This is a genomic window from Streptomyces hirsutus (assembly GCF_001418415.1).
Lineage (GTDB): Bacteria > Actinomycetota > Actinomycetes > Streptomycetales > Streptomycetaceae > Streptomyces > Streptomyces hirsutus.
Map to the genome: position 1 here is coordinate 1 of NZ_LIQT01000382.1, position 12,971 is coordinate 12,971.

Below are 12,971 nucleotides of genomic sequence, written 5' to 3' on the forward strand. Positions count from 1 at the left end.
CGCCCTCGCCGCGGACCGCCTCGGAGACCAGGGGCTGCTGGCCCTCCGCGTCCGGACCGAGGAAGAGGACGGTCGGGTGGAACTGCACGAACTCGAGGTCGCTGACCTCGGCGCCCGCACGGAGGGCCAGCGCCACCCCGTCGCCGGTCGAGACGGAGGGGTTCGTGGTCGCGCTGAAGACCTGGCCCATGCCACCGGTCGCCAGCACCACCGCGGGGGCGTGCACGGCCCCCACGCCGTCGTGCTGGCCCTCCCCCATGACGTGCAGCGTCACACCCGCGCTGCGCCCCTCGGCGTCCGTGAGCAGATCCAGGACGAGCGCGTTCTCGATCGTGCGCAGTCCCGCCCGTCGCCCCCCACCGCCCTCGCCCGGGAGCGCTTCGCGCTCGCCGCTCCCGATCGCGCGTACGGCCTCCACCAGCGCACGGGAGATCTCCGCGCCGGTGGCGTCCCCGCCCGCGTGCGCGATGCGCCGGCGGTGGTGGCCGCCCTCGCGGGTGAGTTCCAGGCTGCCCTCTTCGGACTCGTCGAAGTGGGCGCCGGTGGCGATGAGACGGCGTACGGCGTCGGGGCCCTCGGTGACGAGGATGCGGACCGCCTCCTCGTCGCACAGGCCCGCGCCGGCGACCAGGGTGTCGTCCCGGTGCTGCTCGGGGGTGTCGCCGTCGCCGAGGGCCGCGGCGATGCCGCCCTGGGCCCAGCGGGTGGAGCCGTCGTCGAGCCGGGCCTTGGTGACGACGACGGTGGCCAGTCCGGCGGCCTCGCAGCGCAGCGCGGCGGTCAGTCCGGCCACGCCGGAGCCGACGACCACGACGTCCGCGGCGATGGACCACCCGGGCGCGGGAGCGTGCAGTCGTATGCCGGTGCTGGTCACGAGGCGGCTCCGAGGGTGCCGAAGGTCAGGGGGACGTTGTCGATCAGGCGGGTCGTGCCGACCCGGGCGGCCACGGCGAGCACGGCCTCGCCGGTGAAGTCGTCGCCGATCTCGGTGAAGTCCGAGGGGTCGACCAGGGCCAGGTAGTCCAGCGTGAGCGGCGGGGTGAAGCGGGCGGCCCCGTCGAGGACCTGGCGGGCGGCGACACGGACGGCCTCGGGTCCGCCCGCCGTGGCGACGGCGTGGGCGTCGGCCGCCGCGCGGGACTCCCCGAGCGCGTTCAGCGCCTCGACGCGCGCGTGCGTGGCGGGCACCTCGCGGGCCCGCGCGCGCAGCGCCTCCTGCGCGGCGTGCCGGTCCTGGCCGGCGAACAGGGCGCCGGACAGGGCGAGGGCGGTGCGCCGGTCCGCGGCGGAGAGGTAGCGGTTGCGGCTGGAGAGGGCCAGTCCGTCGGGCTCGCGGACGGTGGGGACGCCGACGATGTCGACGCCGAAGTTCAGGTCGCGGACCATGCGGCGGATCAGCGCGAGCTGCTGGGCGTCCTTCTGGCCGTACAGGGCGGCGTCGGGGCGGGTGAGGTGCAGCAGTTTGGCGACGACGGTGAGCACACCGTCGAAGTGGCCGGGGCGGGCGGCGCCCTCCAGGCATTCGCCCATGGGTCCGGCGCTGACGCGGACCTGGGGCTCGCCGCCCGGGTAGACCTCGTCGACCGACGGGGCGAAGAGCACGTCGGCGCCCGCCTGCCCGGCGAGCTCGAGGTCGGCGTCCAGGGTGCGCGGATACCGGTCGAGGTCCTCGCCCTCGCCGAACTGCAGCGGGTTGACGAAGACGGTGACCACGACCTCGCCCTCGGCGCCCGCGAGGTCGCGCGCGGCGCGGATCAGGGTGGCGTGGCCCTCGTGCAGGGCGCCCATGGTCATCACGACGGCTCGGCGGCCCGTACGCGCGCGTGCGTGCAGGTCGGCCGCGGTGCGCAGCAGGGTGGTGGTCATCGGGTGTCCCCTTCGCCTTCGCCGCCTTGATCGCCCTGGTCACCGGGGTCACCGGGGTCACCGGGATTGCCCCGGGCGCCCCGGTTTCCCGGACCGCCGGGGCTCGTCGCCCCGTCGGCGAGTACCCCGAGGAGGTCCTCGGCGAGCTCCGGCTTCAGCAGGCCGTGGGCGAGGGCGCGGTCGGCGGTCGCGCGGGCCATCGCCAGATAGCCGGCGACGGTCTGCGGGGCGTGCCGGCGCAGCTCGGTGACATGGGCGGAGACGGTGCCCGCGTCACCGCGCGCGACGGGGCCGGTGAGGGCCGCGTCGCCGGAGCGCAGGGCGTTGTCCAGGGCGGCGCCGAGCAGCGGGCCGAGCATCCGGTCGGGGGCCTCGACCCCGGCGGTGCGCAGCAGCTCCAGGGACTGGGCGACCAGGGTGACCAGATGGTTGGCGCCCAGGGCGAGGGCCGCGTGGTAGAGCGGGCGGTTCTCCTCGGCGATCCACTCCGGTTCGCCGCCCATCTCGATCACGAGGGCCTCGGCGGCCAGCCGCAGTTCCTCGGGCGCGGTGACGCCGAAGGAGCATCCGGCGAGCCGCTGCACGTCCACGGGGGTGCCGGTGAACGTCATCGCCGGGTGCAGGGCCAGCGGCAGCGCGCCGGCCCGCAGGGCGGGGTCCAGCACCTTCGCGCCGTACCGCCCGGAGGTGTGCGCGAGGAGCTGTCCCGGCCGTACCGCACCCGTCTCGGCGAGCCCGGCCACCAGCTCGGGCAGCGCGTCGTCCGGGACGGTCAGCAGCACCAGTTCGGCCCGCTCCAGCACCTCGGCGGGCGCGACCACCGGCACGTCGGGGAGCAGCTGCTCGGCGCGCTTCCGGGAGGCGGCGGAGACGGCGGACACGGCCACCGGACGGTGCCCGGCGAGCTGCAGGGACGCCGCCAGGGCCGGTCCGACGCGCCCGGCGCCGACCACACCGACGCTGAGCCGCGCGGGGCGGTCCCTGGGATCTGGCTGTGGGCTTGTGTTCACGCGACGACGGCCTTCCCGTTCCAGTCCGCTCGGGGTACCGGACGATTTTTCGTCATGTTAACGCGAAACGCGGCCGGTTCCCCGGCGCGCGGTGGTCCACAGGGTGTGGACCACCGCGGCGGAAACCCGGGTGCCCGCGCGCGTCCGTACGCGGGATGATCCCGGGCATGGGTGATACGGCGGAGAACGGCACTGCGGCACAGGACGGGGACGGGCGGCGGGCCGGGGCGGAACCGGGCCCGGACCGGGAGCCGGCTCGAGAGCCGGAGCAAGGGACGGATCGGGAACGGGGCCGGAAGCTCCGCGAGCGGCGGATCGCCGCCTGCCGCGACGCCCCGCGCGCGCTCGCGCGCCTCGGTTTCCTCGGCCCTCTCCGGGAGCGGCTGGCCCTGCTGGACGCGGCGGCGGGCGTGTACGACCTGGACGAGACGGCCGACCTCTACGGCGACGGCGTCGTCGAGGCGCTGGAGGAACGGGTCGCCGGACTCCTGGGCACCGAGGCCGCCGCGTTCTTCCCGACCGGGACGATGGCCCAGCAGGTGGCCCTGCGCTGCTGGGCGGGCCGTACCGGCAACCCGGTGGTCGCGCTGCACGGGCTCGGCCATCCCGAGGTGCACGAGCGGAACGCGTTCAGCCGGGTCAGCGGCCTGTCTCCGGTGCGGGTGACCAGTGAACCCCGGATGCCGACCGCCGCCGAGGTGCGGGACTTCGAGGAGCCCTTCGGCGCGCTGATGCTGGAACTCCCCCTCCGGGACGCCGGTTTCGTGCTGCCCACCTGGGAGGAGCTGACCGAGGTGGTGGACGCCGCGTGGGAACGCGAGGCCGTGGTCCACTTCGACGGGGCCCGGCTGTGGGAGTGCACGGTGCACTTCGGCCGTCCGCTGGAGGAGATCGCCGCCCTGGCGGACAGCGTCTACGTGTCGTTCTACAAGTCCCTCGACGGTTTCGGCGGTGCGGCGCTCGCCGGTCCGGCGACGCTGGTGGAGGAGGCCAGGGCCTGGCGGCACCGGTACGGAGGCAATGTCTTCCAGCAGTTCCCGACCGCGCTGTCGGCGCTGATCGGTCTGGAGCGTGAGCTGCCCCGGCTGCCCGAGTACGTCGCCCACGCGCGTGTGGTGGCCGCCGCCCTGCGCGAGGGGCTGGCGGAGGCCGGGGTGCCGTGGGCGCGCGTCCACCCCGAGGTGCCGCACACCCACGACTTCCAGGTGTGGCTGCCGTACGGGGCCGACGTCCTGGCCGAGGCGGCCGTCCGGGCGGCCGAGGAGACGGGGGCCGCGCTGTTCGCCAACCACTGGGATCCGAAGGGACCGGGTCTGGCCCTCACCGAGGTGTACGTGCGGGCGGCGGGCCTGGAGTGGACGGCCGACGACGTACGGACCGCGGCCGCGGACTTCGTACGGCGGCTGCCGCCGGAAGCGCGGGCGTAGGGGCGAAGCGCAGGCGTAGGGGCACGGAGACCGGCGTAGAAGCGTAGAGGTCGAGGGGCCGAGGGGCCGAGGGCCGTCGCAGGGGCAGGAGCTCCCGATCGCCGCCCCGATTGACGACGGCCGTCAATCGGGGCGGCGCCGTCAGCGGCGGAGTGCACGATGAGGGCATGAGCGTGCGCATCGACATCTCGGGGCTGAGACCGACGGGGCCGGCCCCTGCCCGGGCGGAACCGGGAGCCCGGGGGAGGATCGCCGTCGTGCCGTCCCCGCTGGCCGAGCTCGGCATGGCGCTGCACGCGCTGTCCGAGCCGGCCCACCACCCCGGGCTCCAGAGCTGGGTGACGGGCGTGACCGCACGCCTGGACCCGCATCTGGCGGACCGGATGTGCGAGGCCGACTTCCTGTGGCGTACGACGTTCTCGGACCTGTTCCTGGCGTGCGCGGGCGTCCCCGGCGGCGCGCTCCCCGGCACGGACCTCGCCGAGGAGCTGGAGCTGCTGGACAAACTGTCGGACGAGCAGTTCGTGTCCGCCGCGCTGGAGTTCACCTGTGCGTTCCCCTATGAAACGCCGGGCCCCGGCCCGCTCACCGACGAGAGGATGCGCCACCGGGCGCTGGAGCTGGCCGCCGCGCGGGGGCCCCGGCAGGTGCGGTTCACGGAAGGGCTGCTGGCCGATCCGCCCCGGATCCGGGCCTGGCTGCGGGAGTTCCTCCAGGACTGCGACGAGGCGTTCTTCGCCGAGGCCTGGTCCCGGCTGCGTCATCAGCTCGCCGCCGACACCCGGCTCAAGACGGACCTGCTGCGGCACAAAGGGCTGGCCGAGGCGCTGGCCGCGGTGTCCCCCTCGGTCACCGTCGATCTGGACGCCGGCCTGATCACGGTCGACAAACTCGGTGACACCCGTACGGCCACGGCCGACACCGGCCTGCTGCTGATCCCGACGAGCCTGGGCCGGCCGCACCTGATGGTCCTGCACCGGTACGGCTGGCAGCCGGTGCTGCACTACCCGGTCGGTTCCCCCGAGCTCGCCGCGCCGCCGACGGTCGAGCAGCTGGCCCTGCGGATGACGGCGCTGTCCCACCCCGTCCGCATGCGGTTGTGCCGTCACCTCGCGCGCAGCGCGTACACCACCGGTGAGCTGGCCCAGGTGCACGGCATGACGGCCCCGGAGATATCCCGTCACCTCGGCGTGCTGAAGAAGGCGGGCCTGCTCACCACGCGCCGCCGCGGCCGGTACGTACTGCACCAGCTGGACGTGACGGTCGTGGCCCGGCTCGGCAGCGACTTCCTGGAGGGCATTCTGCGCTGACGGCGGCCCCGGACACGGGCCGGCCGGTGCCGACCGGCCGGAGCGGAGGTGGCGAAGCGGGTCGGCCGGAGCGGAGGTGGCGAAGCGGGTCGGCCGGAGCGGAGGTGGCGAAGCGGGTCGGCCGGAGCGGAGGTGGCGAAGCGGGTCAGTCGAAGCGGATGTGCCGGATGCCGACGCCCGCCTGCCGCAGCCGGGTCCGCAGCGGGCCCTCGTGGTTGGGGTGCAGGGTCAGTCCGGCCAGGACGGCGATGCGGTCCGCCGTCTTCGGGACGGTCGTGTGGTCGGTCCACAGGTGCTCGGCGAACTCCGGCTCGCCCAGGCGCTCCAGGCAGTGGTCGAGCCGCCGCACGGCCCAGCTCTCCCTGCGCGGGACCGCGTTCTTCCCGCCGACGTACTTCAGGAGGCGGCCGAAGCCGCGTTCGCGCAACCGCCGCAGCACCGTCTCCCGTTCGGCGAGCAGGGCGAAGTGACGTACGTCGTGACCGAGTTCGCGCAGCCGGCCGACGGTCTCGGCGAAGCAGTCCGGGTCCGTGACCGTCATGGGCACGATCACGACGCCGTCGTGCCGGGTCAGGACGAGGTCGAGGACCTCGACGACACCCTGCCGCCAGGAGGCCAGCTCCTGGAAGTCTTCTAGCAGCGGCTTCCGGCCGCGGGCTCCCCGGAGTTCCGGCGGGAGCATCCGGTGCAGGCCGAAGCCGACGTGCTCGGGGTCGCAGATGACGCTGCCGGGCAACCGGCGCCGTATCTCGTGCGCGGTCTGCGTCTTGCCGCCCCCGAAAGGACCGTTGATCCACAGCAGCATGCGCAGACCCTACCGACGCGAGGGCGCCCGGTCAGCCCTGTGCGCAAGGTCAGCTCTGTCCGCCGGCCCGTACCAGTCCCGTCTCGTAGGCGAGGACCACCACCTGCACCCGGTCCCGCAGCCCCAGCTTGGTCAGGATGCGGCCCACGTGGGTCTTCACGGTGGCCTCCGACAGCACCAGGCGGGCCGCGATCTCACCGTTGGACAGGCCCTGCGCGACCAGCACCATGACCTCCCGTTCCCGCTCGGTGAGCCGCTCCAGCTCCTTGTGCTGGGGCTGCTTGGTGGTGCTCGGCAGCATGGGTGCGAAGCGGTCCAGGAGCCGGCGGGTGGTGGACGGGGCGACCACGGCGTCGCCGCTGTGCACCGCGCGGATCGCGGTGAGCAGTTCGCCGGGCGGCACGTCCTTGAGCATGAAGCCGGAGGCGCCCGCCTTCAGCCCGGAGAAGGCGTACTCGTCGAGGTCGAAGGTGGTCAGGATCAGCACCTTGGGAGGGTCGGTGTCCTCGCAGATCCGGCGGGTCGTCTCCACCCCGTCCAGCTTCGGCATCCGGACGTCCATGAGCACCACGTCGACGGCGGTGGACCGCAGCACCTGGAGGGCCTCCACGCCGTCGCCCGCTTCCGCCACGACCTCCATGTCCGGCTGTGCGGCGAGCACCATCCGGAACCCGGTGCGCAGCAGCACCTGGTCGTCGACGAGCATCACGCGGATCGCCATCGGGGCCTCTTCCATCCAGAAGGTGTTACAGGTGTCAATAAAGGGCGTGCGCAAACGTTCAGGTGTCAATGAGCGGGTTTGAGGGGCAACAGGACGCTGATGCGGAATCCTCCGCCCGGCCTCGGACCCGCGTCCAGGGTGCCGCCGACCATACCGACCCGCTCGCGCATGCCGATCAGGCCGTGCCCCTGGCCGTCGAACCCGCCCTCCTCGTACAGCTCGTGCGGGGCGCCCTTGCCGTCGTCCTCGACGAGCAGGCCGAGACCGTCGTCGAAGTACACCAGGCGCACGCTGGCCCCCGTGTTGGGCCCGCCGTGCTTGCGGGTGTTGGTGAGCGCTTCCTGCACGATGCGGTACGCGGTGAGTTCGAGGCCGCTGGGCAGGGAACGCGGGGTGCCCTCGACCTTGAAGTCCACCGGCAGCCCGGCTTCCCGGCACTGTTCGACGAGGTCCTCGATCTGCCGCACGTCGGGCTGCGGCACGTACTCCCCGGCCTCCTGGTGCTCGCCGGTGCGCAGCACGCCGAGCAGGCGGCGCATCTCGGCGAGCGCCTGGCGGCCGGTGGAGGAGATCGTCTCCAGCGCCTTCCTGGCCTGGTCGGGCGCCGCGTCGAGGACGTAGGCGGCGCCGTCGGCCTGCACCACCATCACCGACACGTTGTGCGCGACGACGTCGTGCAGTTCGCGCGCGATGCGGGCGCGCTCGGCGGCGACCGCGACCTTCGACTGTGCCTCGCGCTCCTTCTCGAGCCGCGCGGCGCGCTCCTCGAGCTGGGCGAAGTAGGCACGCCGGGTGCGCATGGAGTCGCCGAGCACCCAGGCGAGGACGAAGGGCACGGTCAGGAATATCACCATGGCGATGTTGCCCGCCGCGCTCACGTCCTCGATCGGCCAGCGCGCCTGCGCCACCGGCGCCGCGCACAGGCCGGCGCCGAGCGCGAGCCGGGAGGCCCAGCGGGCGCCGACGGCGGCGACCGTGTAGACGATCACCAGCAGGGCGAAGTCGGCCGGGACCGTCGCCACGTTCAGGACCACCTGGAGCAGGGCCACCACGAGGGCCAGCACCAGCATCCGCTCCGGCATCCGGCGGCGCAGCGCGACGACCAGGGACAACAGCAGCATGACCGGTACGGCCACGGCCGTCGGCGGGGTCCCGTGGCCCTCCTCGACGGGTGCTCCGCTGGACAACGAAATCCCGAACAGGACCACGGCCCAGAAGCCGTCGACCCATGCCGGGTGCCTGCGGAGAAAATCGTAGAGGCGCTGCACGTGACCCAGCGTAGGGAAGCGAAATGCGTGCAGGGGTCAACCGGAGGGCCGATCCCCGGTCCGTACGCGTACTCCGCAAGGTGGAGGCCCGGCGTGTCCCCGCACGTAACCTGGGCCGATGACGACGGCAGCGGCGGCGGCGACGAGCCGGCGGCACCGGTGACATGGGCGACAACGGGCGGGTGGGACCGGTGACGGCAGGGACGGAAGGCGGCCCGCGCGGGTGGCGGGCGGCGACCCGGGCGGCTCTGTACGGGCCGGACGGGTTCTACCGCGGGCCGGAGGGCCCCGCCGGACACTTCCGCACGTCGGTGCACGCCTCACCGCTGTTCGCGGAGGCCGTGGCGCGTCTGCTGTGCCGGGTCGACGAGGCGCTGGGCCGGCCCGCGGTGCTCGACTTCGTGGACATGGCGGCGGGACGGGGCGAACTGGCCGCCGGTGTGCTCGCCGCGCTGCCCGCCGACGTGGCGGCGCGCACGCGGGCGTGCGCCGTCGAGCTCGCCGGCCGTCCCGGCGGTCTCGACCGACGGATCGAGTGGCGGGCCGAGCCCCCGGAGCGGACCACGGGGCTGCTGTTCGCCAACGAGTGGCTGGACAACGTGCCCCTGGAGGTCGCCGAGGTCGACCCGGCGGGCGTCCCCCGGCTGGTCCTGGTGGGCGACGACGGAACGGAACGGCTCGGGCCGCCGGTCACGGGCCCGGAGGCGGAGTGGCTGGCACGGTGGTGGCCCCTGGCGGGCGAGCGACCCGTGACGGACGACGGGGAGGCCATGACGGAGGGGGAGGCCACCCCGGGAGCCGCCCCGGAGGCCGCGAGCGGAGCGGGACTGCGGGCGGAGATCGGGCTGCCCCGGGATCTGGCCTGGGCGTCGGCGGTCGGGACGCTCGCGCGGGGGCTCGCGGTCGCCGTGGACTACGCGCACACGGCGGGCGCGCGCCCGCCGTTCGGGACGCTCACGGGCTTCCGGGAGGGGCGCGGGACGACGCCCGTACCGGACGGGTCGTGCGACATCACCGCGCACGTCGCCCTGGACGCCTGCGCGGCGGCCTGCCCGCTCCCCGGCACCCGGCTGCTCCCCCAGCGGGCCGCCCTGCGCGCCCTGGGTCTCACCGGCTCGCGCCCCCCGCTCGCCCTCGCGTCCACCGACCCCGCCGGCTACGTACGGGCCCTGGCCGCCGCCTCGGAGGCCGCCGAGCTCGTCGCGCCGGGCGGGCTCGGTGATTTCGGGTGGCTGCTGCAGCCGGTCGGGATCCCGGACGTGCTGGCGGACACCGCCTGAGACGGCTCTCCCCCTGCCTTCCCCCGCTGCCCCGCTGCCCTGCTTGCCCGCTGCCCTACTTGCCTGCTGCCCTACTTGTCGATGTCCCCCACCACGAAGAACATCGACCCCAGGATCGCCACCATGTCCGAGACCAGCGTCCCCGGCAGCAGTTCGGTGAGCACCTGGACGTTGTTGTACGACGCCGAGCGCAGCTTCAGCCGGTACGGCGTCTTCTCGCCCTTGCTGACCAGGTAGTACCCGTTGATGCCGAGCGGGTTCTCGGTCCACGCGTACGTGTGTCCCTCGGGCGCCTTGAGCACCTTCGGAAGCCGCTGGTTGACGGGGCCCGGGGGCAGGTCGGCGAGCCGGTCGAGGCAGGCCTCGGCGAGGTCGAGGGCGTGGTACGTCTGTTCCAGGAGGCATTCGAAGCGGGCGAGGCAGTCGCCCTCCTCGCGGGTCACGACCTTCAGGACGTCCGCCAGCTCGCCGTACGCGAGATACGGCTCGTCGCGGCGCAGGTCGAGGTCGACGCCCGAGGCCCGGGCGATCGGCCCGCTCACCCCGTACGCGTGCACGGCCGCCGGGGAGAGGACGCCGACACCGCGCGTGCGGCCGCGGAAGATCTCGTTGCCGAGCACCAGGTCGTCGAAGCGGTCCATGCGGGAGCGCACGTCGGCGACGGCGGCGCGCGCGCGTGTGGTCCATCCCGCCGGAAGGTCCTCCTTGAGGCCGCCCACGCGGTTGAACATGTAGTGCATGCGCCCGCCGGAGACCTCCTCCATGACGTGCTGGAGCTCCTCGCGCTCGGTGAAGGCGTAGAACACCGGTGTGATGCCGCCGAGTTCCAGCGGATAGGAACCGAGGAACATCAGGTGGTTCAGCACCCGGTTCAGCTCCGCGAGCAGCGTGCGCAGCCACACCGCGCGCTCGGGGACCTCCATGCCGAGCATCCGCTCCACGGCGAGGACCACGCCCAGTTCGTTGGAGAACGCCGACAGCCAGTCGTGGCGGTTGGCCAGCATGATGATCTGCCGGTAGTCCCGCGCCTCGAACAGCTTCTCCGCGCCCCGGTGCATGTAACCGATCACGGGCTCGGCACGGGTGATGAGCTCGCCGTCCAGGACGAGCTTCAGCCGCAGCACACCGTGCGTGGACGGATGCTGGGGCCCGATGTTGAGCACCATGTCGGTGCTCTCCGCGGCGCCGCCGATGCCGACCATGGTCTCCGTCGTAGGAGTCATGAACACAGTCTCCCCTACGTACGCTGGGGCCATGGAGACGGGGAACCCGCACGACGCGGGTACAGCGGGGCAGGAACGGCCCGCTGAGGCGACGGCGACCACGACGACCACCGGGACGACGGCGGGACCGGCGGCGGGACCGGCGGCGGGACCGGCCGCGACGACGGAAGCGGTGGAGCCGGTGGTCCCTTCCGGCACGCCGGCGGCTGCCGGGGGCGAGCCGAAGTGGATCGCGCTGCCACCGGGGCTGCTGAAGGTGCGCCGGCTGATGCTGGTGGTGTGGCTGGGGCTGCTCACGCTGGCCGCCGGGCTGGTCCCGGGCCTGCTGGCCGGGCCCGGATGGGCCGCGTTCGCCCTGCTGCCGCTGGCCCTGCTGGTCTGGGGCTGGGTGATGCTGGAGCGTAACTGGCGCTCCTGGCGGTACGCCGAGCGCTCCGACGACCTGCTGATCAGCCGGGGCGTCCTGTGGCGTCAGGAGACAGTCGTGCCGTACGGGCGGATGCAGCTGGTCGAGGTGACGTCCGGGCCCCTCGAACGGCACTTCGGGCTGGCCAGCGTGCAACTGCACACGGCGGCCGCGGCGACCGACGCCACCATCCCCGGTCTCGTCCCGGCCGAGGCGGAACGCCTGCGCGACCGGCTCACCGAGCTGGGCGAAGCCCGATCGGCGGGGCTGTGACCGCCCCACAGGCTCCCGAGGCCGTACGCGAGCGGCGGCCCGTGATCGAGCGGCGGCTGCACCCCGTCACGCCGCTCAGGCGGGCGTGGGCGCCCGTCGCGGTCGTCATCGGGTGGGCGCTGCACGACCCGGACCAGGCGCAGCGCCAGCTGACCCGGCTGACGACGACCACCCTGCTGATCGGTCTCGGCGTCCTCATCCCGGCCGCCGCCCTCTACGGCTTCCTGACCTGGTGGTTCACCCACTTCGCGGTGACCGACAGCGAACTGCGCATCCGCACCGGGCTGTTGTTCCGGCGTACCGCGCACATCCGGCTGGAGCGGATCCAGGCCGTCGACGTCACCCAGCCGCTGCTCGCGCGGGTCGCCGGCGTGTCCAAGCTCAAACTCGACGTCATAGGGACCGACAAGAAGGACGAGCTGGCCTTCCTGGGCGCCGACGACGCCCGCGCGCTGCGTGCCGAACTGCTCGCGCGGGCGGCCGGTTTCGCACCCGAGACGGCGCACGAGGTGGGTGAGGCCCCGTCCCGGCAGCTGCTGCGCGTGCCGCCCGGCGTCCTCGCCCTCTCCCTCGCGCTGACCGCCGCGACCTGGGTCTGGCTGATCGTCGCCGCCGTCGCGCTGCCGCTGCTGTGGATGACCACCCACAGCCTGTGGACACTCCTCGCCGCCGCCGTCCCGGTGGCCGGCGCGGTGGGCGCGAGCAGCGTCGGCCGGTTCGTCACCGAGTACGACTGGACCCTGGGCGAGTCGCCCGACGGGCTGCGGATCGACCACGGTCTCCTCGACCGGGCGCACGAGACGGTGCCGCCGGGGCGGGTGCAGACCGTGCGGATCGTGGAGCCGCTGCTGTGGCGGCGCCGGGGCTGGGTGCGGGTGGAGCTCGATGTGGCGGGCTCGTCCAACTCCCTGCTGCTGCCGGTCGCTCCGCGCGAGATCGCCGAATCCGTCGTCGCGCGGGTGCTGCCCGGCGTCGGCGTGCCGTCGCACGCGGAGCTGTCCCGGCCGCCGCGGCGCGCGCGGTGGTGCGTGCCGGTGTGGTGGCGCGGCTACGGACTCGCCGTCACCGACACCGTGTTCGCCGCTCGGCACGGCCGGCTGACCCGGACCGTCGCACTGGTGCCGCACGCCAAGGTGCAGAGCGTACGGCTGGTCCAGGGGCCCTGGCAGCGCGCCCGGGGCGTCGCGGACGTCCATGTGGACACCGGGGCCGACAAGTCCGTGGTCGCCCGGCTCCGGGACGCCGACGAGGCGGCGGAGCTGTTGCGGGCCCAGGCGGAACGGTCCCGGACCGGCCGCCGGGACGCCCGCCCGGACCGGTGGATGGCCTGACCCGGGTGCCGGGCGTCCGGCGCCCGGCCCGGCCACGCGAACGGGGTCCCG

The 12,971-nt window shown here is 74.0% G+C and carries 12 protein-coding genes; 5 read left to right on the plus strand and 7 right to left on the minus strand.

Annotated features, from left to right (window positions below; genetic code table 11):
- From AOK11_RS26830 to AOK11_RS26840, 3 genes are all read right to left on the minus strand, one after another.
- A partial coding sequence (locus AOK11_RS26830; RefSeq protein ID WP_157869453.1) for an FAD-dependent oxidoreductase occupies window positions 1-874 on the minus strand: 874 nt, incomplete at its 3' end.
- The gene (gene panC, locus AOK11_RS26835; protein WP_055596299.1) at window positions 871-1,866 is read right to left on the minus strand and encodes a pantoate--beta-alanine ligase; all 996 of its coding nucleotides are present in this window, start codon (window positions 1,864-1,866) and stop codon (window positions 871-873) included. The genes panC and AOK11_RS26830, both read right to left, overlap by 4 nt.
- Window positions 1,863-2,876, minus strand: coding sequence for a Rossmann-like and DUF2520 domain-containing protein (locus AOK11_RS26840; protein ID WP_055596300.1), 1,014 nt, complete (start codon window positions 2,874-2,876; stop codon window positions 1,863-1,865). Before AOK11_RS26840 ends, panC begins: the two co-directional genes overlap by 4 nt.
- A gap of 155 nt (window positions 2,877-3,031) precedes the next feature.
- Between AOK11_RS26840 and AOK11_RS26845 the strand changes: the two genes are divergently transcribed.
- Both AOK11_RS26845 and AOK11_RS26850 read left to right on the plus strand, forming a co-directional pair.
- The gene (locus AOK11_RS26845; RefSeq protein ID WP_420903017.1) at window positions 3,032-4,303 is read left to right on the plus strand and encodes a threonine aldolase family protein; all 1,272 of its coding nucleotides are present in this window, start codon (window positions 3,032-3,034) and stop codon (window positions 4,301-4,303) included.
- Window positions 4,304-4,470: 167 nt separating this feature from the next.
- Entirely contained in the window at window positions 4,471-5,613 is a 1,143-nt protein-coding gene (locus tag AOK11_RS26850) for a DUF5937 family protein (protein ID WP_055596306.1), read from the plus strand.
- Between the two features lie 145 nt (window positions 5,614-5,758).
- Here the strand turns inward: AOK11_RS26850 and AOK11_RS26855 are convergent, their stop codons facing one another.
- From AOK11_RS26855 to AOK11_RS26865, 3 genes are all read right to left on the minus strand, one after another.
- Window positions 5,759-6,418, minus strand: coding sequence for an AAA family ATPase (locus AOK11_RS26855; protein ID WP_055596301.1), 660 nt, complete (start codon window positions 6,416-6,418; stop codon window positions 5,759-5,761).
- A gap of 49 nt (window positions 6,419-6,467) precedes the next feature.
- Window positions 6,468-7,139, minus strand: coding sequence for a response regulator transcription factor (locus AOK11_RS26860; RefSeq protein ID WP_055596302.1), 672 nt, complete (start codon window positions 7,137-7,139; stop codon window positions 6,468-6,470).
- A gap of 65 nt (window positions 7,140-7,204) precedes the next feature.
- On the minus strand, window positions 7,205-8,407 hold the full coding sequence (locus AOK11_RS26865; protein ID WP_055596303.1) for a sensor histidine kinase: 1,203 nt from the start codon (window positions 8,405-8,407) through the stop codon (window positions 7,205-7,207).
- 191 nt (window positions 8,408-8,598) lie between these two features.
- On the opposite strand from AOK11_RS26865, the gene AOK11_RS26870 reads away from it, so the two are divergent.
- Window positions 8,599-9,687, plus strand: coding sequence for an SAM-dependent methyltransferase (locus AOK11_RS26870; protein ID WP_055596307.1), 1,089 nt, complete (start codon window positions 8,599-8,601; stop codon window positions 9,685-9,687).
- Between the two features lie 71 nt (window positions 9,688-9,758).
- Here the strand turns inward: AOK11_RS26870 and AOK11_RS26875 are convergent, their stop codons facing one another.
- Entirely contained in the window at window positions 9,759-10,910 is a 1,152-nt protein-coding gene (locus AOK11_RS26875; RefSeq protein ID WP_055596308.1) for an NADH-quinone oxidoreductase subunit D, read from the minus strand.
- A 181-nt stretch (window positions 10,911-11,091) separates the two neighbouring features.
- Here AOK11_RS26875 and AOK11_RS26880 point away from each other — a divergent pair, with 181 nt between their 5' ends.
- Both AOK11_RS26880 and AOK11_RS26885 read left to right on the plus strand, forming a co-directional pair.
- The gene (locus AOK11_RS26880; RefSeq protein WP_055596309.1) at window positions 11,092-11,589 is read left to right on the plus strand and encodes a PH domain-containing protein; all 498 of its coding nucleotides are present in this window, start codon (window positions 11,092-11,094) and stop codon (window positions 11,587-11,589) included.
- Window positions 11,586-12,920 (plus strand): PH domain-containing protein, encoded by a 1,335-nt coding sequence (locus tag AOK11_RS26885; RefSeq protein WP_055596304.1) that lies wholly within the window; start codon window positions 11,586-11,588, stop codon window positions 12,918-12,920. The genes AOK11_RS26880 and AOK11_RS26885 overlap by 4 nt, the downstream gene beginning before the upstream one ends.
- Window positions 12,921-12,971 lie beyond the last annotated feature (51 nt).

What these genes read in the sequence shown, in the direction of transcription:
- panC (WP_055596299.1), bottom strand. Translation starts at nt 1,866, where the DNA reads ATGACCACCACCCTGCTGCGCACCGCGGCCGACCTGCACGCACGCGCG.
- AOK11_RS26845 (WP_420903017.1), top strand. Translation starts at nt 3,032, where the DNA reads ATGATCCCGGGCATGGGTGATACGGCGGAGAACGGCACTGCGGCACAG.
- AOK11_RS26850 (WP_055596306.1), top strand. Translation starts at nt 4,471, where the DNA reads ATGAGCGTGCGCATCGACATCTCGGGGCTGAGACCGACGGGGCCGGCC.
- AOK11_RS26855 (WP_055596301.1), bottom strand. Translation starts at nt 6,418, where the DNA reads ATGCTGCTGTGGATCAACGGTCCTTTCGGGGGCGGCAAGACGCAGACC.
- AOK11_RS26860 (WP_055596302.1), bottom strand. Translation starts at nt 7,139, where the DNA reads ATGGCGATCCGCGTGATGCTCGTCGACGACCAGGTGCTGCTGCGCACC.
- AOK11_RS26875 (WP_055596308.1), bottom strand. Translation starts at nt 10,910, where the DNA reads ATGACTCCTACGACGGAGACCATGGTCGGCATCGGCGGCGCCGCGGAG.